The organism is Pseudomonas sp. Snoq117.2 (genome assembly GCF_900110545.1).
Classification (GTDB): domain Bacteria; phylum Pseudomonadota; class Gammaproteobacteria; order Pseudomonadales; family Pseudomonadaceae; genus Chryseomonas; species Chryseomonas benzopyrenica.
The window spans coordinates 1-23617 of record NZ_FOED01000023.1; the positions used below are offsets into that span (position 1 = coordinate 1).

The 23617-nt window shown below is 55.4% G+C and carries 16 protein-coding genes; 3 read left to right on the forward strand and 13 right to left on the reverse strand.

Annotated features, from left to right (window positions below):
• The coding region (locus tag BMZ43_RS24630; RefSeq protein WP_143075306.1) for an IS3 family transposase at positions 1-321 on the forward strand (321 nt) is incomplete at its 5' end.
• On the opposite strand, the gene BMZ43_RS24635 is transcribed toward BMZ43_RS24630, so the two are convergent.
• The 5 genes from BMZ43_RS24635 to BMZ43_RS24655 all read right to left on the reverse strand — a co-directional run bounded on the left by BMZ43_RS24635 (position 260) and on the right by BMZ43_RS24655 (position 8937).
• A complete protein-coding gene (locus tag BMZ43_RS24635) occupies positions 260-1915 on the reverse strand; it encodes a glycosyltransferase (RefSeq protein WP_093257512.1) in 1656 nt (551 codons plus the stop codon). The two genes, BMZ43_RS24630 and BMZ43_RS24635, sit on opposite strands and share 62 nt — an antisense overlap.
• Positions 1916-1925: 10 nt before the next feature.
• Entirely contained in the window at positions 1926-4124 is a 2199-nt protein-coding gene (locus BMZ43_RS24640; RefSeq protein WP_256563396.1) for a glycosyltransferase family 2 protein, read from the reverse strand.
• 148 nt (positions 4125-4272) lie between these two features.
• On the reverse strand, positions 4273-6774 hold the full coding sequence (locus BMZ43_RS24645) for a glycosyltransferase family 2 protein (protein WP_093257518.1): 2502 nt from the start codon (positions 6772-6774) through the stop codon (positions 4273-4275).
• 117 nt (positions 6775-6891) lie between these two features.
• A complete protein-coding gene (locus BMZ43_RS24650) occupies positions 6892-8010 on the reverse strand; it encodes a DUF4214 domain-containing protein (protein WP_093257521.1) in 1119 nt (372 codons plus the stop codon).
• 24 nt (positions 8011-8034) lie between these two features.
• Complete coding sequence (locus BMZ43_RS24655) at positions 8035-8937, reverse strand: cell wall-binding repeat 2 family protein (protein WP_093257524.1); 903 nt, start codon at positions 8935-8937, stop codon at positions 8035-8037.
• Positions 8938-9249: 312 nt separating this feature from the next.
• Here BMZ43_RS24655 and BMZ43_RS24660 point away from each other — a divergent pair, with 312 nt between their 5' ends.
• Positions 9250-10356, forward strand: coding sequence for a glycosyltransferase (locus BMZ43_RS24660; RefSeq protein WP_093257527.1), 1107 nt, complete (start codon positions 9250-9252; stop codon positions 10354-10356).
• Positions 10357-10364: 8 nt separating this feature from the next.
• On the opposite strand, the gene BMZ43_RS24665 is transcribed toward BMZ43_RS24660, so the two are convergent.
• From BMZ43_RS24665 to BMZ43_RS24695, 7 genes are read right to left on the reverse strand one after another with little or no spacing between them, the layout of a single operon-like run.
• Positions 10365-11501, reverse strand: coding sequence for a glycosyltransferase family 4 protein (locus tag BMZ43_RS24665; protein WP_177344862.1), 1137 nt, complete (start codon positions 11499-11501; stop codon positions 10365-10367).
• Positions 11502-11506: 5 nt separating this feature from the next.
• Positions 11507-12403 carry an NAD-dependent epimerase/dehydratase family protein gene (locus BMZ43_RS24670; RefSeq protein ID WP_093257533.1) on the reverse strand — a complete coding sequence of 299 codons (897 nt, stop codon included), beginning with the start codon at positions 12401-12403 and terminating at the stop codon, positions 11507-11509.
• A gap of 14 nt (positions 12404-12417) precedes the next feature.
• On the reverse strand, positions 12418-13449 hold the full coding sequence (gene gmd / locus BMZ43_RS24675) for a GDP-mannose 4,6-dehydratase (RefSeq protein WP_093257536.1): 1032 nt from the start codon (positions 13447-13449) through the stop codon (positions 12418-12420).
• 10 nt (positions 13450-13459) lie between these two features.
• On the reverse strand, positions 13460-17161 hold the full coding sequence (locus tag BMZ43_RS24680; protein ID WP_093257539.1) for a glycosyltransferase: 3702 nt from the start codon (positions 17159-17161) through the stop codon (positions 13460-13462).
• On the reverse strand, positions 17161-18534 hold the full coding sequence (locus BMZ43_RS24685) for an FkbM family methyltransferase (protein ID WP_093257542.1): 1374 nt from the start codon (positions 18532-18534) through the stop codon (positions 17161-17163). The genes BMZ43_RS24680 and BMZ43_RS24685 overlap by 1 nt, the downstream gene beginning before the upstream one ends.
• Complete coding sequence (locus BMZ43_RS24690) at positions 18531-19751, reverse strand: ABC transporter ATP-binding protein (protein WP_093257545.1); 1221 nt, start codon at positions 19749-19751, stop codon at positions 18531-18533. The genes BMZ43_RS24685 and BMZ43_RS24690 overlap by 4 nt, the downstream gene beginning before the upstream one ends.
• The gene (locus BMZ43_RS24695; RefSeq protein WP_093257548.1) at positions 19748-20542 is read right to left on the reverse strand and encodes an ABC transporter permease; all 795 of its coding nucleotides are present in this window, start codon (positions 20540-20542) and stop codon (positions 19748-19750) included. Before BMZ43_RS24695 ends, BMZ43_RS24690 begins: the two co-directional genes overlap by 4 nt.
• 866 nt (positions 20543-21408) lie before the next feature.
• Here BMZ43_RS24695 and BMZ43_RS24700 point away from each other — a divergent pair.
• Complete coding sequence (locus BMZ43_RS24700; RefSeq protein ID WP_093257551.1) at positions 21409-23127, forward strand: cellulase family glycosylhydrolase; 1719 nt, start codon at positions 21409-21411, stop codon at positions 23125-23127.
• Positions 23128-23137: 10 nt separating this feature from the next.
• Here BMZ43_RS24700 and BMZ43_RS24705 read toward each other — a convergent pair whose 3' ends face one another.
• Complete coding sequence (locus BMZ43_RS24705; RefSeq protein WP_256563414.1) at positions 23138-23560, reverse strand: Lrp/AsnC family transcriptional regulator; 423 nt, start codon at positions 23558-23560, stop codon at positions 23138-23140.
• Positions 23561-23617: the final 57 nt, after the last annotated feature.

Below are 23617 nucleotides of genomic sequence, written 5' to 3' on the forward strand. Positions count from 1 at the left end.
CAGCAAGTGATGATTCACTCAGACCAAGGCAGTCAGTTCAGTAGCTCAGATTGGCAAAGCTTCCTGAAGGCCAATAATGTGATCAGCAGCATGAGCCGACGGGGAAACTGCCACGACAATGCCGTAGCGGAGAGCTTTTTCCAGCTTTTGAAGCGGGAGCGAATCCGACGAAAGATCTACGCAACGCGTGACGAAGCCCGAAGTGATATTTTCGATTACATCGAGATGTTCTATAACCCTAAGCGTCGACACAGCAGTGCTATGCAGCTGTCTCCAGTAGAGTATGAGAAACGCTATTTCCTGAGCTTGGAGAGTGTCTAGGAAAGCAGGGGCGATTCACTCTACAAAAATCAGTGTTACCACCGTGGTCCGTTGCTATAACGTCAAGCCCTAATAAAATGGCCTCGGCTATGCCCCGGCCAAACCCTTCAGCCCTGTGTAGAGAAACGAAGCAATCGCAGCTTTTGTAGAGCTCTAGAACTTTCTCTTTGCTAAGTAACGCATCTACTATACGAATACGGCTATCATGTGAGGAAATCTCTAAAATTCTAGCCCACTCGGGGCTTTCCGCATCCGGCCTCATACACTTTATAACTAACGAAACATCTTCGTTGTTGGGAAACGCCAGTAAAAAAGATGAAACAATAGCCAAAGGGTTTTTACGTCTTATCGAAGATTTTCCATCGAAAGAAAAGACAAATGTATAGGATTCATGAGGAATATCGTAGATGTTTCTAATTATTCGCCTATCCACAATAGCTTCAGGTATTTGTACGCACATAGGCATTAGATGAACCGGCAGATCAGCGACTTTCCGAATGGCTTCATAAATTAAGCCACTTGATGCCCATACTTCATCCACCAGTGCAAGACAGTGGCCCCATGATTTTGGCCAGTCACTTAGCTCCCACGGCCAATATCCTATATTATAACGTCCAACAAGCGTATCCGAACCTTGATCAAGGAAATAACGCAAATGCTCTAGCGCAGTCAAACATACGATATTTACACTGTATATAGGATCACCGATCCATTTTTCTATACTTCTATCTTGTTGACTGATTTCAGATCCAGGTGAAAAGTCAACGACGACAAAGGGAATACCTGCAGCATATAGCGCATGGGCAGCCATCCTTACATCTTCGCCGATTCCGAGCTCGCCGAAGGCATAGCCAATTAGATTAACGCCTTTTTTTAATTCATTGATTGGTTTTGACGGTGGAGCTTTCCAAGCAGCAGGTGCAGTCTTAATTAGTTCGACCAGTGGTGTCTCTATTGGCCCGTTTGTCAGAAGCCAATTTTCAATCCCTTTTTTACCTTCAGGTTTTTGAATATCAAAAACCTTTCTCAAATCAGCCCTGGCTGCCATCAAGATATTAAAATAGTTACTAGACAGGAAACTTTCTTGTTCAGGCAGAAGAAATTTTTTTTGCCAGTATGGGATCTCCTGATAGTCCATACCAATTTCTTTGTAGCCACCACTCATCCAGAACCAGGCAAGCGCGGTGAGTTGATCGCGCTCTGTGGCTAGCTCTGCAGGCACCCCAAGATCAGGACGAGCTTTAATCAATAGCTTTATAAGATTTGATATTCCATTTGAATAGCGGGTCTTAGGGATGACTGCGGGAGAATTTAATTGAATCCACCATTCGTCCAGCAGCTGAAGGGAGCGATATTCTTTCCTTCCCGCTACCAGACACCAAGCAAGAAAGCGAGTCCGGCCTGATACTGTCTCCAGATCAAATTCTACTTGGAGGTCCAGCGGGCGAAGTTGCCAAATTGCCAAGTGAATTCCGTAGAAATCACAAATATCCTCGACGCGCAGTTCCGGTATTCGCCTTGTATATCTATACCCAGCATCACCTGAAACTGGTATATGTGCGAGCCAGCTTAAAAGCTTTTCCTTCGTAGACATATGCTATTCTTTAGAAGGCATTAAGGCCGGAATATGTGCCCAATGCCCAATCGGAGTTCAAGTTAATGCTATAGCAGGGATCGTGAAGGTACGTTTCTCCCCACCGATCAAGAAGGAAGCATTGTTCGCGTCTAGAACGCGCCACTTGCTCGGTAGCAATATCCTTCCCCCTACTCGCCGACTCCGCATGAATCAATTCCGCAAACGGCGTCCAAAGGATTTTCAATCCCAGCTCATTGATCCGCAAACACATGTCCACGTCGTTGAAGGCAACGGGATGACGGACTTCGTCCATACCCCCGATCTGAAGATATAGATCGCGGCGCAGTATCAGGCAGGCGGTGGTACAGGCGCTCTGGCGGCGGGTGAGATGGTTGAAGCCGAGGTATCCAGCGTCGTTGCGCATCCAGTTGTTGCCGGTATGGGCAGCGAGACCGTTAATGCCTATGACTACGCCAGCGTGCTGGACCATATCGTTCTTCCACAGCAGTTTTGCACCCACCGCACCGACATCGGGTCGCACGGCCAGGCTCAGCATTTCCTTGAGCCAGTCGGGATGTAGGATCTCGATGTCGTTGTTGATAAGCCCTATGTATTCACCGGTGGCGAACTCAACGCCCACGTTGTTCAGGGTGGCGTAGTTGAAGGGATAGGGATGCGGCAGAATACGCACGCCACGGCGTTTGAGGTCATCGAAATAGGCCAGCGTCTGGGGATCACTGGTCTGGTTGTCGACGATGATCAGTTCCAGATCCGGGTAGTCGGTCTGGGTCAGCAGGCCTTCCATGCAGGCGTGCAGGAGTTTGTAGGCATCCCGCGTGGGAATGATGAGGCTGACCTTCGGCAGCCGCTCGGGTAGTGGCCAATGGGCACGAAGGGCGCCGGGCAATTTGCTTTGGCGACTCAGACGGGTACCGGGACGTAGCCTGTCCACCAGCCAGTTCAGGCGCTCCAGACGTTCGGGCTTTCTAGCATCACACGCGGCCGGCGTGACCGGGCAGCTGGCGCTGCGGTGGCTGAGTACCTGGGTAACGCGAGCGACCCGAAGGTCTTCCTGCGTAGTGGCCAAGATCAGTGCCGCCAATACGCCCTCATGATCGCGCGGCAGCTCGGGCGCCGCGTTCAGCAGGCGCACGGCGCGCTGGATGACGTCGCGACCGAACAGGGCTCCGGCGGTAAAGAAATCGGCACCTAGGTAGAGATCCAGGTCCCAGCCAGGTTTGAACCAAGGATTGCTGCGTCGGCCTGTCGGGTCATCCTGATCACAGTCAGCGAAGGCCCACGCTGCGGACTGTCCCTGGTCGTCGGGCTGCAAGGCCAGCGCGAGCTGGTCCAGAGCATGGGGAGGTAGACGGCTATCCAACGGCTGCAGCAGGACGGCCTCGGCTCCCTCTTCTATCAGCAACTGCAGCGAGGTGGACACGTCCTTGGGATCGGCGACGGCCTGGGCGATGGATTGCAGACGCTGCTGGGCAAGGCTATCTAGGCACGCCTGCCGCTCGGTCTCGCTGGCTTCGCCGTGCAGCAAAACGGCGATCTTGGCGCTGTTCATAGCTTGTAGATACTGAGGGGCACGCTGATAGTGCGCGAACCATTCGGGATAGTGACCGAACCCTGCGCTGCGCGGGCAGCGCTGGTCGTAGTCGCGCGCCAGGCGGATGAGCAGATCGCGAGGCGCTGGATCAGCCTGTTCGGGCCAATGAGCGGCGACCAGAGCACCCAGCCCTTCGGCATGGCAGCATACAGTTATGGGGCTACCCTGCAGGGCCCGGCCCTGATCGTCTTCGATATGCACTTCGCGACGCTCGCCATCCCCATATTGCCAGGGCAGCTCCAGGCTATAGCCGTGATCGGCATCGGCGCGATAGATGAGCGCGGGGTGATGCAGATTGGCCTGGCAGCGCGCGACAATCTGATCGCCCAGACGGGCGCGGACTTCGACGTGACGACCGGGAGTGGTGTCATCCCAGACCCAGCCGCCCACGACCAAGCCACCGCCATACCAGACCTGACTGCCGGGCACCTTGGCCTCCGCCTTGACCGGCTTCTCGTTGGGCAGCACCAGAGGCTCGCCGATCCAAGGGCCCTCATTGGCCAAGCGAATGGCGATGCGCCGGGCTCCGCTGAGCCAGGCTGGCTGCAGCTGGAGGGCGAAGCCGTGAAAGCCGTCGCCGGCCAGGGGATCGTGCTGATAGGTATCGGCGCGCACCAGGGCTACCGAGGCGCCGTCGATGACGACGTCCAGCGCCAGGCGCAGATCGGGCTGAGCAGGATCGAAGGCCCAGCCCTGGAGCACATCACCATGCAGGCCTTCGATCTGGCCTTGCACGGTGACCAGAGCGGGGGCTTGGGAGAGTTCAGTCATGAAGAAACCTATCGGGTAGGGCGTCGCGCAGCAGAGCGTTCAAGGGGGCGGGCAGCTGACTCAATGGGTAAGTATCCGCTTCGGTCGCCACCAGGCCAGCCGGTGCGTAAAGGGGCAAGGCGGTATGCCGGGCGATCTGGGGGGCAAGCCAGGCACTGGTAGGCGACGCCTCCAGACTCAGGGCCAAGGTGCATCCGGACAGCGCGGGTATCCGAGACCCGGGGATGCCGGAAAGCTCGATCAGTGGACTGACATTACCGCTGGCGAGCAGACTTCTCTCCCAGGGCGTACGCCTGATGAGCAGAAAGCGACAGGCGAGTCCCTGGCGCCGACTCAGACGGACCACCTTCAGCCAGGCCTGTGCCAGGCGCGGGTCGGTAAGCGTATCAGCGATCAGGATGTGGCCCAGCCGTGGTGCAGCAGCAGTCTTGAGCGGAGCAAGAGAGGTACCGTGAGTCACGGTCACCAGGGGCAGGTTCATTAGCAACGAAGTAGCAAGGGTAGCGAAGGCAGTACGCTGTTCGGTCGCACCCTCGCAAAAGCGGATGACAGCGGATGGAGCATCCGCTACGACCGGATCGACCAGGCGATAGGGAACGCCGATTCTTTCAGGTAACCCTTGCAGTAGCGAGGGACAGCGCTCGGGCTGGACGTAGTCCAGAGCAGAAGGACGCAGATGATGCAGGTCTTCGAGCAACTGTTCACCATCGGCAGGCAATCGGTAGTCGAGCAGTAGTGGTAAACCCAGATCGAAGACCCGTAGCTCGATCTTCAGGGCGGCATCCGCCTGCTGGTAGGCGAGAACGAAAGTGAGTTGGTCAGCACCTAGGGCCATGAGGAGATGCAACCGATCAACTGGGATGACGGTAGCCGACGCCTTGACAGCCGCAAGTCGCTCGCCGAGCTCGGTGAGTCGTCTTCGTTGCAGGCGCTGTCGGTAAGGCTTGAGCGGATCGTGGCGGTAGAAGCGCTCGAACGCACGCTCTGCACCGGGATAACGCTCGCGCAGGATGGCGTTGTTGAAGGCTACCCGTTCGAGCTTTTCCGCACCGAAGGAAACGCCACCGCGGTGAGCGACGAAGGCCCGTTGCGCCGCGACGTGTCGCCAGCCCTGGGCCTTTGCTCTAAGGCACCAGTCGGTTTCTTCGCCATAGCCGCGCTTGAGCTGGATCTCGTCGAGCAAGCCGACCTGCTCTAGGGCACGGCGCTTGATATAGAAGCAGAAGCCGCAGCCCACTTCTATCTCGGGCGGCGGAGCAGTGTCGCCGGCTGCTTCTCGATGTAGGGTACGCTGTTCGTCCAGCGTGGGCATTGTGTGGCTCTTGCGGCTTTCCGGGAAGCTGAGCAGCTCGCCGTTGTTGCTGAAGGGAGTGGCAGTGGCAACATCGGCTGCGTAGTAGGCCGCTTCGCGCAGCTTGTCCAGCCAGTCGTCGCAGACCCGTGCATCGGCATTCAGCCACACCACGTCGCGCGCTCGATGCAGGGCCATGCCTCGGTTCATGTTGCGGATGAAGCCCAGGTTGGCAGGGCTGCGATGGAGTTCGATCCGGCCAGCCTCGGCCAGCTCGCGTAGCGCCTGACTCAACTCGGGCTCGGGGCTTTCGTCGTCCAGCACCACCAGGTTCATCGGCGTCTGGTTGGCGTCCAGGCTATCAAGCACGCTGTGGATACAGGCGAGAGATGCCTCGCTCCCACGATAGATGGGAATGAGCACATCCACCACCGGTTCGACCGCCTCCGCTGGCGTTGCTACAGGCGCCGGCGGCAGGGGTTCAACGGCCGCCAGTGGACTGCCGAGCATCTCGCTGCCATCCGTACAGCACAGCCGCACCCGTCCCACTGGCGTAGGCAGACGGAAGCGAATGCCACCATGACGACCTCCATTCACCGATTTGGCCAGCAAGGGACTAGGCAGGTTGGCGGTTATGGACTGCTGTCGATCACCCAATGTGAGGGTGAGCTTGACCGGTGCCTGGGGATGCCGGGTATCTAGCGCCCAACCACGGATCTCCTGACTGGCGGGATCAAACTCAACATGCCCCCAAAGCCGTGGCGGCAATTGTTTGAGCAGCACGGCGAGTTCGTCGGCACTATTGACGTAAGGCAGTTGCTCGATCAATTGGACAGGCTTCACGCCAGGTAGCGCGGTCAGGGCGCGCAGACGCAATAGCCGAACCGCCGGGGTATTGCGCGTGGGATTGGCCGGATCGGCAAGAAAGTCGTAGGCCGTCTGGGGCTCGCCCTTCTGCAGCAATGTGTGAGCCAATAGCGCTGCGGTTTCGCCCTGGCACGCCAGGCTGGTATTGGCCTCGGCGAGGGCAAGAAATGCCTGGTCCAGTGCGCCCTTCTGCAGTGCGGCAAGACCAGCGGAAACCAACGCCACGGGGTGCTGATTAGGAATTTGTAGGACTAGCTCAAGGCGTCGGGTCGCCTGATCCGACTTACCGCACTGCAGCAGAGCCTGATAGTCCTCCATAAGCGTGCGTTGGCTCATGGGTATCGGTCTCCGCGAAAGCCAGTGAATTGGGTATAGCCGTCCTTCGCGTACAGCCGTTAAAAAAGACTTCCGGCCCTAGAGCCGGAAGTCTTATCTCAGGTCAATAAAACGCTATTAGACCTGGCCAGTAACGAGAATCACACCGGTGTCGTGAGTCTGGGACTCAGTGGAGCCCACGATGCCTACGACCACATCAGCACGGGTATGACCGGTAACTAGTTGCTGAGCCCAGTACACCAGGCCTTCATTGTCGGCTTCACGACCCAGAGCGCCCTGGTAGATGCTCTCGATGAACTGAGCATCGGTCTGGTTGGCAACGTCACCACCAGTGTATTCCGCAGAGTTGAGGAAGTTGTTGGCAATAGTGGACAGGCTGATACCAGTCTCAACTTGGTTGATGTAGAACTGAGCGCCTTCAACATCGGCGTCACGGCCCAGGACTGCTTCGAACAAACGCAGTGCCGCACCTTCAGTTTCGTTGCTGACGATGGAGATGGTCTGGTTGTCGGAGCCAGCGATGAACTCGACGTTAGTCAGGTTCAGATTACCGTTGGTAGTGCTGGTCAGGCTTACGGCACCGTTGACGACGCTAAGACCAGTGTAATCAGCAACGCTGACATTCACGTTGACCACATCGAAGCCTTCGCCGCCATTAATGGTATGGATGCCGTTGGAAACGTAGACCACATCATTGCCAGCGCCCGTGTTGGCAGTGTTGGTACCACCGCCCAGGATGACGGTGTCGGCGCCGCCTGCGGTGGTAACGGTGTCATTGCCGTTGCCGACGTCGACCAGAGTATTGACGTCACCGTTCACGGTGACGGTATCGTTACCTGCGCCGGTCACCACAACGCGAGCAGGCGCAGCGCCTTCGACAGCAGCGTTAACCACGGCCTCGGTGGAAGTGGCGGTACCAATGGTAGTAGTGACGTTAGCGGTGGTATCGAAAATGAAGGTAGACGCCTGACTCAAGGCGTTCGGTACGGCCACGGTCACGTTGTCACCAGCATCTCCCAGCCGATCATAGAAGACTACGTCAGGCGTTTGAGTGTTGCCCTGCTCATCAACAATCACGTTGAAAGTGTTGCCACGAACGGTGGAAGCCACAACGCTGCCGGTTTCAGCGTCCAGATTCAGCAGCGTGGAGATAGCGGCGATGGTGGTGGTGTTGAGCGCAGTGGCTTCCAGTTGAGTGGCAAACTGGGAATTGGTTACGGCGGCATCGTATTGCATGACAAAAATCTCCTAGGTCGCGCCTTAGCTCGTGGCTATCTGCGCGTTTTCAAACGAGGGGGTTTTGAGATCTTCCCTAGGAGACTGGTAGCGGTCAGCGTTCATCTCGATGCGGGGGGTGATCGATACATGTAAAGCAACTAGCTTGGCTTGCCCCTTAGGAGCAGTAACTTCCTGGCCGTCCGGAAGGTCCTGTGGATCGCATCCGGCAAAGACCGCCTGGGCGTCCAGGAAGTATTCATTGCGGCGGGGACCCACCAGGGCCATGGCCACAGCAGTAATGGGCGCACGCTTGCCACGCGAGCCCGTAAAGTTGCCGCTGAGCACGGCGGGCTGCAGGACATCGGCGATCTTGCAGCTATAGGCGATGTCGATACCCGCAGGCTTGTTCGGCCAGAGAATGGCGAAGCCTTCTAAGCGGGCTTCCTGCTCTGTGTTGCCAACCCAATCAATGGCAGTCACATCACCCTGAGCCTGCACATGGCCGAGCAGCTTGAGCATTACCGGTTTGGAATGCTGCGCGGAATTGGCGCGTGCAGCTGCTTCCAGCGCCTGGCCAGAGACTAGTGGAGCGGTGCGCTGCTTATCGGAACGAATGATGTCGGGAGAGGTATCGATCCGATCGACACGTAGGTCGACCTGGCGCACCGGTAGATCGGCACGCTGGTATTCGGTGATGAGCAGGGTTCCAGCACCGCTCTTGACGCGCACGATCAGCGTATCGCCAAGACGGGACAGGGTATTGCGGATGACGGTTTCGCCTGGAAAGAAATCAACCGAGCTCTTACCGATGGGGGCAGGCTGCAGGCTGATGAGGCAAGGCTCCTCGGCAATCTCCTGGGATGCGTATCTCACGATATACATACCGGGCTCAAGAGTGAGCAGCCGAGTCTTGAAGGTGAAGGGTGAATCGTCCATTTGATCCATAATGCCCGTGACCGATTTCCTTAGCAGTCCCGGATAGGTGCATCCGAGCCTGGTCAAGTGCCAACCATATCACACCTTCTGTGTGACGGTGCCAGCTTCTTGACGAGGTCAGAATAGGCGAATTTCGTTAAATCTCAATGTCAATTCGTAGGCCGACCACTACCGTTCGGTAGAAAAGTTCAATGGGTTTGATAGCAAAAAGCCATAAAAAGGGCGTGCCGGCCCACAAGTTTGAAATCCCTATCACTAAAACCGGAAACTGCATACTAGACACCTGTGCTAGGGTGCGTTCCTTTTGAGTCCAGATCGATCGTGCGCATTCTGCATGTCTTCAAGACCTATCTACCTGACACCCATGGCGGAATCGAACACGTCATTCGCCAGATGTGCCTGGCTACGAGAGGCTTTGGAATCGATCACCGGATCCTGACGCTCAGCAGGCACCCTGTTCCGGAATCTCTGGAGGTGGATGGCATTCCTGTCCGTCGCGTCAAACAGGATCTCGACCTCGCCTCGACGGGTCTCTCCTTGACCGCTTTTCGTGCCTTCGCCGAGGAGGCCCGCGCTGCTGACCTGGTGCATTTCCATTTTCCCTGGCCTTTCATGGATGTCTTGCAGCTACTGACGCGACCCGGCAAGCCCTATGTGGTGAGCTATCACTCGGACATCGTCAAGCAACGTCATCTGCTCAAGCTGTATACGCCCCTGATGCAACGCTTCCTGGGCAACGCGACCTGCGTCATCGCGGCTACCGAACCCTATCGCCGATCCAGCCCCGCCCTGCAGCGTCTGGGCACCAAGGTTCGGGTCATTCCCTATGGCCTCGATCCTGCCAGCTATCCGGAGGCCGATCCGCAGCGGCTCGTAAGCTGGCGCCAGCGCCTCGGACCGCGCTATCTCCTGTTCGTAGGGGTGTTGCGCTATTACAAAGGTCTGCATCTGCTGCTGGAGGCGCTTCAAGGGCTGGATTATCCGCTGGCGATCGTTGGCGCCGGCCCGGAAGGCGAGGCGCTGCGTGCGCAGTGCGAGCGGCTGGGCCTCAGAAATTGCCATTTCCTAGGACGCCAGAGCGAAGAAGATCTGGCAGCGCTCTATGCCGGCTGCGAGAGCTTCGTCTTCCCCTCCCATCTACGTTCCGAAGCCTTTGGCATGGCGTTGCTGGAAGCGGCCATGTACGGCAAGCCTATGCTCAGCTGCGAAATCGGCTCGGGCATGAGTGAGATCAACCTCAGCGGCCAGACCGGGATCGGCGTGCCACCGGAGCCTACGGCTTTGCGCGAGGGGCTGATGACACTGTGGGAGGATGCCGAGCTACGGATCCGCTACGGGCAAGCCGCCCGGGCACGCTTCGAGACGCATTTTCGCAGCGAGGTCATGGCCAGCAAGCTTATCGAGGTCTATCGCGAAGCCCTGGCCTGAGCGGTAACCTAACGACCCTGTAGGGCAAGGCGATACACCTCTAGCGTCCGCGCGGCGCAGGCGTCCCAGGTGTAGTCGCGAGCGCGGCGCTCGCCCTCTTCCACTCGCTGACTCACGGCCAGGGGATCGTCGAGGACGTCAAGCATGGCCAGGGTAATGGCCTTGGAGTCCCGTGGATCGGCCTGTAGGGCGGCCTCGCCGACCACTTCCGGCAGCGACGTCGTGCTGGAGCAAATCACGGGACACCGCGCGGCGAAGGCTTCGATGGCCGGCAGTCCGAAGCCTTCGAACAACGACATGAACACCAAGGCCGCTGCACTCTGTAGCAAGGCGATCACTTCATCCTGAGGCAGATACTCCAGCCACTTGCCTTCGCCTCTAGCCTCCAGAGCACGCAGTTCCTCGACCAGGGTCTCGGCGCGCCAGCCGTTACGACCGACCACAACCAGAGGATGACGCTTGCGTAGCGCCTCGGGTAGCTGGGCATGAGCCGTGAGAACAGTCGCAAGGTTTTTGCGCGGCTGTAGGGTACCGACGAAGAGAAAGAAACCAGGCTCCAGGCCATGTTTGCGTAGCACCTCATGGCGCGCGACATCGGATTGCCGGCTGAAGTAGTGCTCGTCCACGCCGAGTGGTGTGACATGGACCCGCTCTTCCGCAATTCCCAGCAGGCTGACGATGTCCCTCTTGCTGTACTCCGAGATGGTGATGACCTGATCGGCCCAGCCCACGCTCTGGTTGAACAGCCAGTTCTTCAGCCTGCGCAGCTTGAGCGTAACCCACTCGGGATGGATCTGCGGAATCAGATCCATTACGCTCGCCACCATCGCCACATTCTTGAGCCGAGGGATGTGATGATCAGGCGCGTGGAAGATATCGACTTCGTTCGCCAGTCGCTGGTCGACTTGGCGATCAGCGCCCAACAGCGCGTTCTTCAGGACAAACTTGGGGAAATGCGGCGTCAGGCTGACAGGTACGCCGCAATCCAAAGGCGGGGTGTCTACGCCAAAGGTGTAGGAGCGAATCCGGACGTCTGAGCGGCTTGTGAACGCTTGGGACAAGGACTGGGTATAGATGCCGATCCCGTCGAGATGCCCCTTGGCTACTCCAGAAGACCAGACCGTGCTGCCCAGTCCGATTTTCAATACCGTCAACGGACACCCCCTAGATATCTGTACAGATCTTCGAGCGTCCGCTCCAGCGAGATCAGCTCCCTAGTCCCCACGATCTTGCGCAGGCGTGCGTCACTGCCACGGAGCGTCGGAATCTCGTTAGCCCGAACGAAAGCCGGGTTGACCCGGACCTCTATCGAGTAACCGGCAATACGCTCCATCATCTCAATAATAGCCCGTAACGCCGTTGCCTTGCCCGAGCAAACGTTGACGGGACAGGAGCGATAATCGCTGTCTAGCAGCCCCAAGTAAGCCTGTGCCAGATCGCGAACATCGGAGAAATCTCGACTCACGTCCAGGTTACCTAGCTCGATTACCGGCTCGCCACGGGCGAAATGACCGACGATCTTGGGGATGAGAAAGCGCTCGTCCTGGCCCGGACCGGTGTAGTTGAACGGCCTGGTGATGACAATAGGTAGGCGCTCATACCAGGTAGCGACCATGTGCTCCATGGCCAACTTGCTGCAGGCGTAGTGATTGACCGGCGCCGGACAGACGGATTCGTCGATCACCTCGATACCGGGAGTACCGTAGATGTTGGCGCTACTGGCGATCAACACACGCTGAGGTTGGCGCTCAAGTGCGCCGAGCGCCTCCAGCAAATTCAAAGTGCCGAACAGATTCACCTGGTAGAAGGCTTCCTGATCGGCATGTCCGACAAAGGCCAGCGCCGCCAGATGGATGACCCAATCCGGTTGCGCCTGACCTACGGCAGCGGCGACCGCTGCCTTGTCGGTGAGATCGCATGCCAGGGTGACATCCGCACCGGTAGCACTGCTACCGAATCCGACTACCTTAAATCCCCGCGCCTTGAGCGCCTGGATCAGATAGCGTCCCGTAAAGCCTGATGCGCCTGTAACCAGAGCGGTTGGCATGCCTATCCCCTTAGTTAGAACGAGAAGCCCTGTTCATTGCGACGCAGGTCAGCCTCGACCATCATCTGGCAGAGCTGCTCCAGGGTGGTCTTGGGTTCCCAACCCAGCTCGCGCTTGGCTTTCTCGGGATTGCCGATCAGCAGATCCACTTCAGCGGGACGGTGGAATTTCGGATTCACGGCGACGACCTTCTTGCCGCTGCGGGTGCAGTAGCCTTCTTCCTTGTCACCCTCGCCTTTCCACTCCAACTGGATGTTCACGGCCTTGGCGGCCAGGCTGACGAAGTCGCGCACAGTTTCGGTACGATTGGTGGCCAGTACATAGGTGTCCGGCTTGTCGGCCTGCAGCATGCGCCACATGCCCTCGACGTATTCCTTGGCGAAGCCCCAATCGCGCTTGGCGTCGAGGTTACCCAGCTCCAGCACATCCAGCTTGCCCAGCTTGATCTTGGCGATGCTGTCGGTAATCTTGCGGGTCACGAATTCGCGGCCGCGCAGCGGGGATTCGTGGTTGAAGAGAATGCCACTGGTACCGAAGATGCCGTAGGACTCGCGGTAGTTGATGGTCATCCAGTGGGCATAGAGCTTAGCTACGCCATAGGGACTGCGAGGATAGAAAGGCGTGCTCTCAATCTGCGGGATGGCCTGGACCTTGCCGAACATCTCCGAGGTAGACGCCTGGTAGAAGCGGATCTTCGGATTGACGATGCGGATGGCTTCGAGCAGGTTCACCGGGCCGACGCCGGTGATTTCAGCGGTGGTTACCGGCTGGTCGAAGGACACGCCCACAAAGCTCTGAGCGGCGAGGTTATACACCTCGGTCGCTTCGGTGGTCTGCAGCAGGCGGATGCTGGCGGACAGGTCGGTCAGATCATACTCGACCAGGTGCAGATTGGGATGACCGGCGACACCCACTTCTTCGATGCGCCAGAAGTTGACCGAGCTGGTACGACGGTAAGTACCATAGACGGTGTAGCCTTTTTCCAACAGCAGCTGCGCCAGATAGGCGCCATCCTGGCCCGTGATACCGGTAATGATTGCTTTCATCGTAGATGTCTCACGCTTTAATTAGAATTTTCAGTAGATTTTCGGCACTTGCTTTCCAGGATAGCCATGGCATATCGCGAGACATTGGCTGGATATTATCCCTACTCAGCCTACTCCACTCCATAAGTGCCGTGGCAAGCTCAGACGCGGTGTCAGCCTTGAAGTAGAAAGCATGCTCACCGGCAACTTCTTTGAACACAGAAATGTCCCGCGCAATTACAGGTAATCCGTGCTGCGCCGCCTCGATCAACGGCAAACCGAAACCTTCGTCTAGCGACGCGGCTATCAATGCGCTACAGGTCGAGTAGAGGCCTTCCAAATATTCATCACTAATAGAGTTGAACCAGAAAAGTTTCCGATTTAATTCAGGATGACGTGTCAAACGATCAACCAAATCATCGACCATCCAGCCTGGCTTGCCGACGATGACCAAGATAGCTTCTTGCCCATCGCGCCACAGCTGCTCCATCGCATCCAGCACCTGGGCATGAGCTTTCCGCGGCTCCAGAGTCCCTACCATTAGGAAACTCGTGGCATCACGCAATGCTGCCAGCCGCTGCGTTGCATCTGGAGGAAGACCAGTAGTTGGTATGGAGCGGCCTATGTCTCCGCCATTATGAGAAACAGCAAGTGCTGGAAGATCAGCCTCTTCGAAGCCGAGCGTCGGCATTACCTGGCGAACCGCTACCGCAGTTGCTGAAGAAACGCAGATCAGACTGTCAAATTGCCCGACCACCCTCAGCCACTGCTGGAAAATTTCCTTGGCGCCAGGTAGAAAGCATTCAGGCATCGTGATTGGTAGAAGATCGTGAACTAGGAACGAAAGCCGCACGCCAGCGCGATGCAAGGCCTGGTAGTAGCTTTCTTGCTCGCGTACTACGGTAGGCTGTAAATCTAAGCCAAAGAAGATATCACCCGCTCGGAAGGTAATAGGCTCATCTTGCAGAACCGATTGAACGCCGAGGAACTCCAGAGTGAAACGCCGCGCATAGCGATAGCCTGCCGTACGAGCTATCGCATAAACAGGCTCAATACGATAGCCTTTTATTGGCCTTTCCAACCATTCGCATAGCACGCTACGTACAACGCGCTGGATACCGCTACGGGCATCGTGGTGAACCAGTTCAGAGACATCCACCAGAATCTGCTGCTGATGGCAGGATGGCGGCAACGAACGATCCAGAGCACACGCAAGCTGTCGATAATCTGCGAGATCCGAATGGCTTCCTCCGCTACTCATGATGCGCCGGACCAACGCCGGTGCCTCGAGGTTAGCTCTTTCGTAGAAGTTTTCGATTGCAACTTTGTACTGTTCGGCGCATCGCCTCGGCGAGTGATGGCTAATTATGGTTGCTCGCGCGCGATCACCCAGCTCGCGGCGTCGGCTGCTATCGCCGTACAAAGATTCTAAAGCGTTTACCAAGTCCTTATCGCTGAACTGGTCGTTAAGTTTTAGGACACAATCATCCGGCAAATCAGCCATGCTGCCGTTGGCATTGACAATTATCGGTAAACCGTAATTCATACCATCCAACACAGCTCCAGAGGTCTCCCCACGCGAGAGAGTACGAAGCTGAACGCCCACATCAGCAATAGCTAAATAATCGTTATAGACTTCAGTATCGGTCCAGCCGGTGATACGGATAGTTTTCTTGCGTCCGCTAGCAGAAATCCTACGCTGGAGCTCTTCTCCATAGCTGCCCTCGTCATTTTTTCCAACGAAAACCAGCACGCAGTTATCAGACTGAGCCAAAGAAGACTGCAACCAAGACTCCAGCAGGCGGTCATTCATCTTGCTTCGACCTAGTAGACCAAAGCTGCAAACAACGAAATCATTTTCTTTGATTCCGTGCCGCTTTCGAATCAGCATGTGGTTTCTATTTGTACTAAAATCAGGCACTCGAAGATGCGGAACGAACGCCCAGTTTCTGGATACTGCCGCACCGTACCAGTCGTCAGCCATTCGCTGCGAGCTGCGAGAATGAACAATGACGCCCTGAGAATTGGCTACTACCGGATAGTTGCATGGATACTTCCAAACAACATCCGCGGTATCCTTAGCCTGTAAGCGCTCAATGACCGCGCCATAACCATGACTTTCATACAGGGCATTTATCCAAAAACCGGGCTGGGCACCACTGCACTCCATGTGAGCGACAATTCCAGACAAAAAGAAGTCGTGTAGAATAACGACACCTGGAATTTCTTCCAGCAAAGCGAACATGTGTTGATGGAACTCAGAGTTCCCGAAGTGATAGAGCACCCGGTCAAAACGATTCGCATTACTTCTAAACCATTCGACGCTCCGGAGAACGCAGTTTCCAGCAACACTGGCGGAAGCTACTTCGCTTTGGACAGTGATCACCTCCACATCGTAGAACCGACAAAGTTCCGGCAATAGCTCGGCGCTGTAATCGCTGATGCCACTGCGCAACGGCGGTAGGGGCGATACATAGGCCAGCTTTGGACGCTCATAATGGCGCCCCGTGGCAGCCTGGGACGCCAAATGGCGTAAGGCGGACAATGCTCGATCAGCGCAGTGCTGCCAAGAGAAGCGCCTTGCCTGTTGACGGGCATGAGTCTCCAACCGTGCTCGAAACTCATCGTCAGTCAGAACACGATTTAATTTTTCGGCGAGCGCTTCATCGCTTCGTGAGTCAAATAGCGCATCGTCGCAGCCTATAACCTCAGGCAAGCTAGAACTATTGGAAGCAATGACCGCCCGGCCGCAGCTCATAGCCTCCAATGCAGGCAAACCAAAACCTTCATGCCAAGAAGGAAAGATGAAAACCTTACAAAGATTATAAAGTCCTAGTAATTCTTCTTCTGAGACGAAGCCTGTGAAAATCACTTCGTGGGCTTCAAGCCCTTGGCTACGCACTAGCGTTTCCAGCCTTTCTTTGTCCAATGATTGGATGGAGCAAACAATGGCTAGCTGCAAGCTCTGTCGCTGTTTTGGAGCAAGAAGTCCGTAACCGCGGATTAGGCCTTCTATATTCTTGCGGTGGTCAATGCCACCTGTATAAAGTACAAATTCATCCCTCAGCCCGAAGCGCGCTAAAAGCGCTTTGCGTTCATGTTCCGCCAGACTGATTTCCCGGAAATGACTATCTGCAGCGGTAGAAATGGTTTCTACACGCTCTGCTGGAAGACCTAAATAGGTTTGAGCTTCTTGACTGGAGGAGTCAGAGATAGCCAGCAACAAATCAGCACGACGCAGGTGGCCAAGCTTGTTTTCATACCACTTCTCTACCTGCCAATTTTCGAGGTAAAGATCGCGATAGATCAGTGGAATAAGATCATAGAGAATTACTGCCGTGGGCACCCGTTGCGATAGCCGGCCAACACTGGTCACGACATCATCTACCAGCCCTTCAAAAAGACTGCAGACCAAAACAACGCTGGGCTCGAGGCTGAGGATAAAAGCCTCGCGCAACAGTTCTGCCGCATCTCTGCTCCAAGAGCTGGCAGAACCAAGCTGTCGTGTCCGTGGTGGACAGCTGAATACCTTAATCTTATCCACACAAAGCAGACTTGAAAGCTCAGTCCGGATGGACTCTATACTTTCTGGGAAGGCATCTGACAAAACGACAATAACATTCGCCTCTCCACGCTGCGCGACTATGGCCTTAGTCAAAGATAGTGAGTATCGACCAATACCACGTTTGCGATTTTCTGCCTGCGCACCTTGCAAATCGATGACAATTCTCATCAGGTGCGATTCTCCATGTCTCGCTTAAAGAAAGAGGCATATAGTTTTTTGGACCGTGCTGACAACTCGTGAATATCAGCCGGCATGGGTGAGGATGTTATAGGATCTATAATCTTTACAGACTCTAACCCAGCGGCTCGACGATCGCCACGCAGGGCTTTGGCTAGTCTGGGATAGCGGGCTACCAAGACACTTAGTCTGCGTACAAATCCAGGATAACGAAGAAGCGGGCGAATACAAAGCCTGATGCAACGACGGATAATTACCAAGAGAGCTGGCAAAACAACTCTGTAAATACGTTGGAATGTGTATGATGCTAAGCGTAGGGGTGCGGTTACCCGCCAGGAGGTACTACTGTGGAGTTCCAAAACTTTTTCCTGTGCGTGCATCGCTTGTTCCCACCAATGGTGGGAATTAGCCAGCGAATCACTGAGCCGCTCGGACAAAATAGCCTTCTCATGCCGAATTTGATCTAGCTCATGCTGAATGTTAGCTAACTCCGCTTTAGCCGCCTCGACGACTGAAGCACGGCTGCTCAGCAAACTCACTTCAGCATGCAGTTTTTCGATGATGCCGCGCGTCTCTATCAACTCGGCTGCTTGATGCTGAGAGGTCGAACGTAGATTATCTCTCTCATTCCCAAGCTCTTGCAGCTTACCATTCAGTAATGCGCAATAAGGCTGCGATGCTGTACCACTAAGCAAGGCCCCATCAAAAATATTGACTGGAGCCTTGAAGTGGTCAAGTAGTCCGGAACGGCTTTTATGGACATAGTAGCGGTTTATACCGTCAAAATAAGCATACTGATAGCCTTTCTTTAGCACCAAGGGTTCCCAAGGCTCATGAGTTTCTACTTGTGATCCAGGCATGGTACTTTCGATTAGCAATAGCCAAGGCCTTACGGGGGAAACTTTCCAGCTTTCAATTACTTGCTTTTCGAATCCCTCAACATCAATTTTTAGCCAATGTACAACCTTATATTCGTAACGGTCGAGCAAGGCGTCCAAGCCCAATACATCCACCTGAATTTCGACGATCGAAAACCCAGCTTCTCGATGTCGTTCGGCAACAACTGAGTCAGCAGTAGAAAGCCCAGTATCTGGGATCTGATAGAACGTCATCTGATCTTCGGAAGAACCTATTGCCAGTCTCTCAACGATCTCATCTGGGCGCTCTTCCTCCAAACGTGCAGCATATTGGGGGGTGGGCTCAACGTGCACGCCCCGCCATCCATTTTTATAGAAAGCCAAGCTTACCGAATCAATGATGGGATCTTGGGCCCCGATATCGATATAGAAACCGTGCTTGATATCTTTCAAGACCCGCCATAGCAGGATGTCTTCGAAATTCTGAGCATACGATACAAAAGTCATTTCACTGTTACCTCAATCACGGGATCCATCCAGGCACAGCCAGCAAAATGGTGTTTATTGACGTTCATAACATTGAATAACAATGCCATGTCTCGCCATTCATAATTATCAACCAGGTGAGTATCCGTGCTGCACAGCGCAGTCTGAACAGAATAGCTACCGGGCCCGAGATTCATATTAAAGGCGATTTTGAACTCAACACGCTTGCCGGCTTTCACGTTTTCGAGCGCCTGATCCTTCAGATGAGTGTTGGTACCGTACATGACTTGACCAAGCCGATCTTTTATACCGTAGCCCAACACCAACCGTTCAATATTTTGATGAGCTTTGGCCACTACTCTCAAGGTCACAGGCTGCCCTACGTCTACATATTCAATAGGCACCCCTACGTCGCTCAGTATGGCTATTTCCTCGACCGTTATCTCACCAGTCCCCGATACCGTCTGAGTTCTACCATCAGCCATCTGCTTGATCTGCACCGTGCTGTTTTCCTTTTCAGCAATCAGTGCATTATAGAAGTCCATAACCTCTTCCGGCGCGCCGTCTTTGATGACGGTGCCCTTCTCCAGCAGAATCGCACGATCGCATAGTACCTGTATCGAAGCACGGTCATGCGAAACGATGAGTAGTGTCGTCCCTTGCTCTTGGAACTCTTTTATTCGATTGAAGCTTTTATGCTGGAAATAGGCATCGCCCACCGAAAGCGCTTCGTCGACGATGAGAATCTCCGGACGAAACGCCGTCGCGACTGCAAAAGCCACACGCATCTGCATGCCGCTCGAATAGGTTCTTACCGCCTCATCGAAGTAATGACCGATTTCGGCGAACTCGTAGATGTCGGGCATAGCCTTGCGGATCTGGTCCGCCGAATACCCCATGAGCCCTGCGGCGTGATAGGCATTCTGGCGCCCTGTCAGCTCGGGATTGAAGCCCATCCCGAGTTCGAGAATGGCGGCGATTCGGCCATTCACCTTGATGCTGCCTTCGGTAGGTTGGAGCGTACCGGTTATCATTTTAAGCAGCGTCGACTTGCCAGCTCCGTTCTGGCCAACGATACCGATGGCCTGCCCGGCTTCGATCGTAAAGTTGACATTCTTCAATACCCATATCTCTTCGGCAGGTACTGTCTTCATGCCAAACCAGCGGGCAAATCGCTGCCATTCGGAGCGATAGCTACGGTAGGCCTTACCTATTCCGGAAACCTGCATGAGACTCATAGCGCATCCACCATTTCGGGTGCGGCCCGGCGAAACACGAAGAGGCCGAGCGCCATCAGTACTAGGGAAACCAGAAAGGCCGACAACATGCCCTCAATAGCCGGAAGCTTTCCATAGACCAGAATATCGTGATAACCCCCGACAATCTTGTACATCGGATTATAGGCGACCAGGCTCTTTACACCCTCCGGAATCACGTTCAACGGATAGACAATCGGCGTGAACCAAAATAGCACTTGCAAGAAAATAGGAACCACCTGACCAATATCTCTGACAAAGACATTGAGCACGCCTAGCAGCAAGCCGATGCCGACCCCCAGAGCAACGACAAATATCGTCATCGGAAAGATCCAAAGGACCTCCAGTCCCGGTCGATTTCCCATCAATACGAAAACCACCAAGATGCAAACAAGAAGGATGGCATAATTTATCAGGCATGATCCCACCACGATTACCGGCAGAGTAATCCGGGGAAAGCGCATCTTCTTGATAAGCCCACCGTTATCGATGAACACGGTAAGACAACGACCGACAATTTCAGAAAACAGCGTCCAGGCTAGGATACCGGCCATCAAATACATGGCATAAGCATATTTGTTATCAATGCCTGGCAACTTCGCGGCGAGCAAATTCGATAGAATCAGCGCATAGATTGCCACCTGCACCAAGGGATGAATAACCATCCAGACACCGCCTAGACGGCTCCTGGAAAACCGGCTGACAAACTCATTGCGTATAGAGGACATGATGAAGCCTCTATACATATAAATACTTCTCAGTAAGCCACCCATTTTTGCTCCTTCATTTGCAGCGAAATACGACTCTCGAGAGCGTCATGCGCCTTCGCGAAAAACTGATTGGCCGCTGATACCTGCCTCACCGAGCGGGCCAGGACAAGGTGGATTCACTTGCTCGGCGCTTGAGCGTGCAGGTCCGGGCGACCACTGGGTTGACTGCCTGGGCAAGCCCGGCAGGTATCGACGGCAGCGCGGTCGGCTTGGTATATGGACAGACGAACAGATGCCCGGGGAGGCTTTCCTCATCAGGACTCAAGCGAGTAGCCGACATCGCGATCAGCAAGGTGAACAATAAGGCTAGGTCGCACATGAGTCTAAAAGCTATCTATCGCCGGCGGTGATGTGAAAAGGTGTAAGCCCTGAGCACCGGGCGAGCCCTGTGTCCCTGATGCACTGTCCTGCACGAAAACAGGACAGGATTCTACAGGTTTGTGCGCCACAGGTCTGATAGACCGCGCTTTTTGAGATACCCATCGATCTCTCGATACGGCGTCAGCGGTCGCCCAGACCCGGTAGCCGACCATAAGTTTGCCGGAGCACCTGGAGCGCGCAGCGCGACTCTCGCTGTCGTCAGGCCTGCGAAGAATTCTTTATCCAATTAACGACGTCTGGCCAATGGGGCCAGGTAGCGTCGATCGGTGGGACAGCGCCCGTAAAGAATGCAAAGCGTTTGTGCTGGATTCGCCCCGCTGACAACACGGCGCCTGAGATCCCACTCATCGCCTTCGTCTAAAGAATCCGCCAAAACGTCAGATATCAGGGCCACGGCTCGGAGAAAAGATCGCGCTGCCTGAGACCAGGCCGTCCGTCAATATTCGCTCCGCTTCCGCGTCCTCTACTGACTATGGCGATTGGCACCGATGAAAGCCCCCACCCCTCGCTTTTTCTCCCTTGCACTAGCGATCCTGGTCGCCAGTTGCGCACTCTTTGGCAAGGTCGAGCAGGCTCGCGCTGAGGGGATACCTCTGGTGGGTCTGAACCTATCGGGCGCCGGCTTTGCAGCCCGAGTCCTGCCCGGAGTCAACGGAACCCATTACATCTTTCCAGTGGAAGCCTATTTCAGCCAATGGAGTGCGCGCGGAGTAAAGCTGATTCGCTTCCCGATCATCTGGGAGCGCTTGCAACCCACCCTTGGCGGCGCGCTGGATCCCACCTATGCAGCCCTGATCGACCGCACCTTCGGCTATGCCAACAAATACGGCATGAAAATCATCTTGGATTTGCATAACTACATGCGCTATCGAGGCGTCGTGATAGGCACAGGCAATGTTTCCTATGCACATTACCAAGATGTCATGACACGGATTGCGCAACGCTGGAGCCCTCAACCCTCCCTTTTTGCATACGACGTCATGAACGAACCTCATGACGCAGTAGCCCAATGGGCGGTAGCTGCTCAAGCCGCCATCAATGCCTTAAGGTCGATCGACTCCAAGCGCCCCGTCGTGATCGAAGGTAATGGCTGGGCGGAAGCGACTCGCTGGCCTCAGTGGAACGATAACCTGCTGGCTCTAAAGGACCCTGCCGACAACCTGATATTTCAAGCGCATACCTATTTCGACGGGGAAGGCGGGGGTGGCAACTACGCCAACCCTAGCGCCAGCGCGTATCCGGACAATTATGGCGTTGAGCGAGTAAGGCCCTTCGTGGAGTGGCTTAAGAAAAACGGTAAACGCGGCATGATTGGGGAATTTGGCGTACCGGACAGTGATCCACGCTGGAATGTCATCATGGGGCGGATGCTGGCCTACCTGAAGCAAAACTGTATTCCGGCGACCTATTGGGCGGCCGGGCCGGGCTGGGCAAATTATAATCTCGCTGTGGAGCCTATCAATGGCGTGGATCGACCGCAGTGGGCGGTTCTAAAGCAATACATCGATGATTCCAGCTGTTCCAAGATAGGCCCTATAGCAGTCACCAGCCAAACCCCAAATGTAACGGAGGGTTCGAGCCACGCCCAGGAGATTGCCGGAGTCTATCGCGATTATCTAGGTCGAGAGGCCGACCCAGCCGGGTTGATGTATTGGTCTAGTCAGATAGCAAATGGAAACCTAACGTTGGCTGGTGTTATCAACAGCATCATGCTCAGCACGGAATATCAAAACCGTATTACGGTAGAGAAACTTTACCAGAGCCACTTGGGACGCAGCGCAGATAGCGCAGGCCTTAATTATTGGGCTGGCCTGCTAAATAGTGGAGCCATGACCACCAACTCCGTCGCTGCAGCACTTATTGGTAGCGTGGAGTATCAAGGAAATCTCCAAGTAACGCTCAACCAGCTTTACATTTCCTTTCTTGGCCGCCCTGCTGATAAGGAAGGCTTGAGCTACTGGGCGCAACGGATATCCGACGGCAGCATGAACTTAGCGACGGTCAAAGCAGCCATTGCCGGCAGCGCCGAAAGTGTAGCTCACACTCAGGCCTCTATACATCAGCTCTATCAAAGCTTCTTGGGACGAGACGCAGACAACAGTGGATTGAAGACTTGGACATCACAGGTCACCAGTGGTGCCATGACGTTGGATGATGTGGCTACCGCAATCAAAGGCAGTGCCGAATACCGCAGCCGGCAATCCTGACAAGGCGTGTCTAGGTTGTCCCCGCCCCACCCTGCCGATTGATCTTCCGATTCAGGATGATCGACGTCTGCGTCTGCTTCACCCCGTCGAGGTTGCCGATGCGGTCGAGCAGCTCGTCGAGCTTTTTGTGGGTGGTGCAGCGCAGGAAGGCCAGGTAGTCGAACTGGCCGCTGACCGAGGAGACCTCCTCGACATCGATCATCTTCTCCAGGGCGCGGATGACGCCGGTGGTACTGCGCGGCAGGACGCTGATGGCGCAGTAGGCGCGCACGGCGGCCTGCTCCACTTCGGAGCCCAGGCGCAGGCCGTAGCCCTGGATGATGCCGTCACGCTCCAGGCGCGCCAGGCGGGTGACCACGGTGGTGCGCGCCAGGCCCAGCTGACAGGCAAGGGTGGCGTTTGAGGCGCGGGCGTTCTGTTGCAGCAGGTGGATGAGCTGTCAGTCGATCGGATCGAGTTTGGTGAACATCGTGGCTGCCTGCCGGGGGCA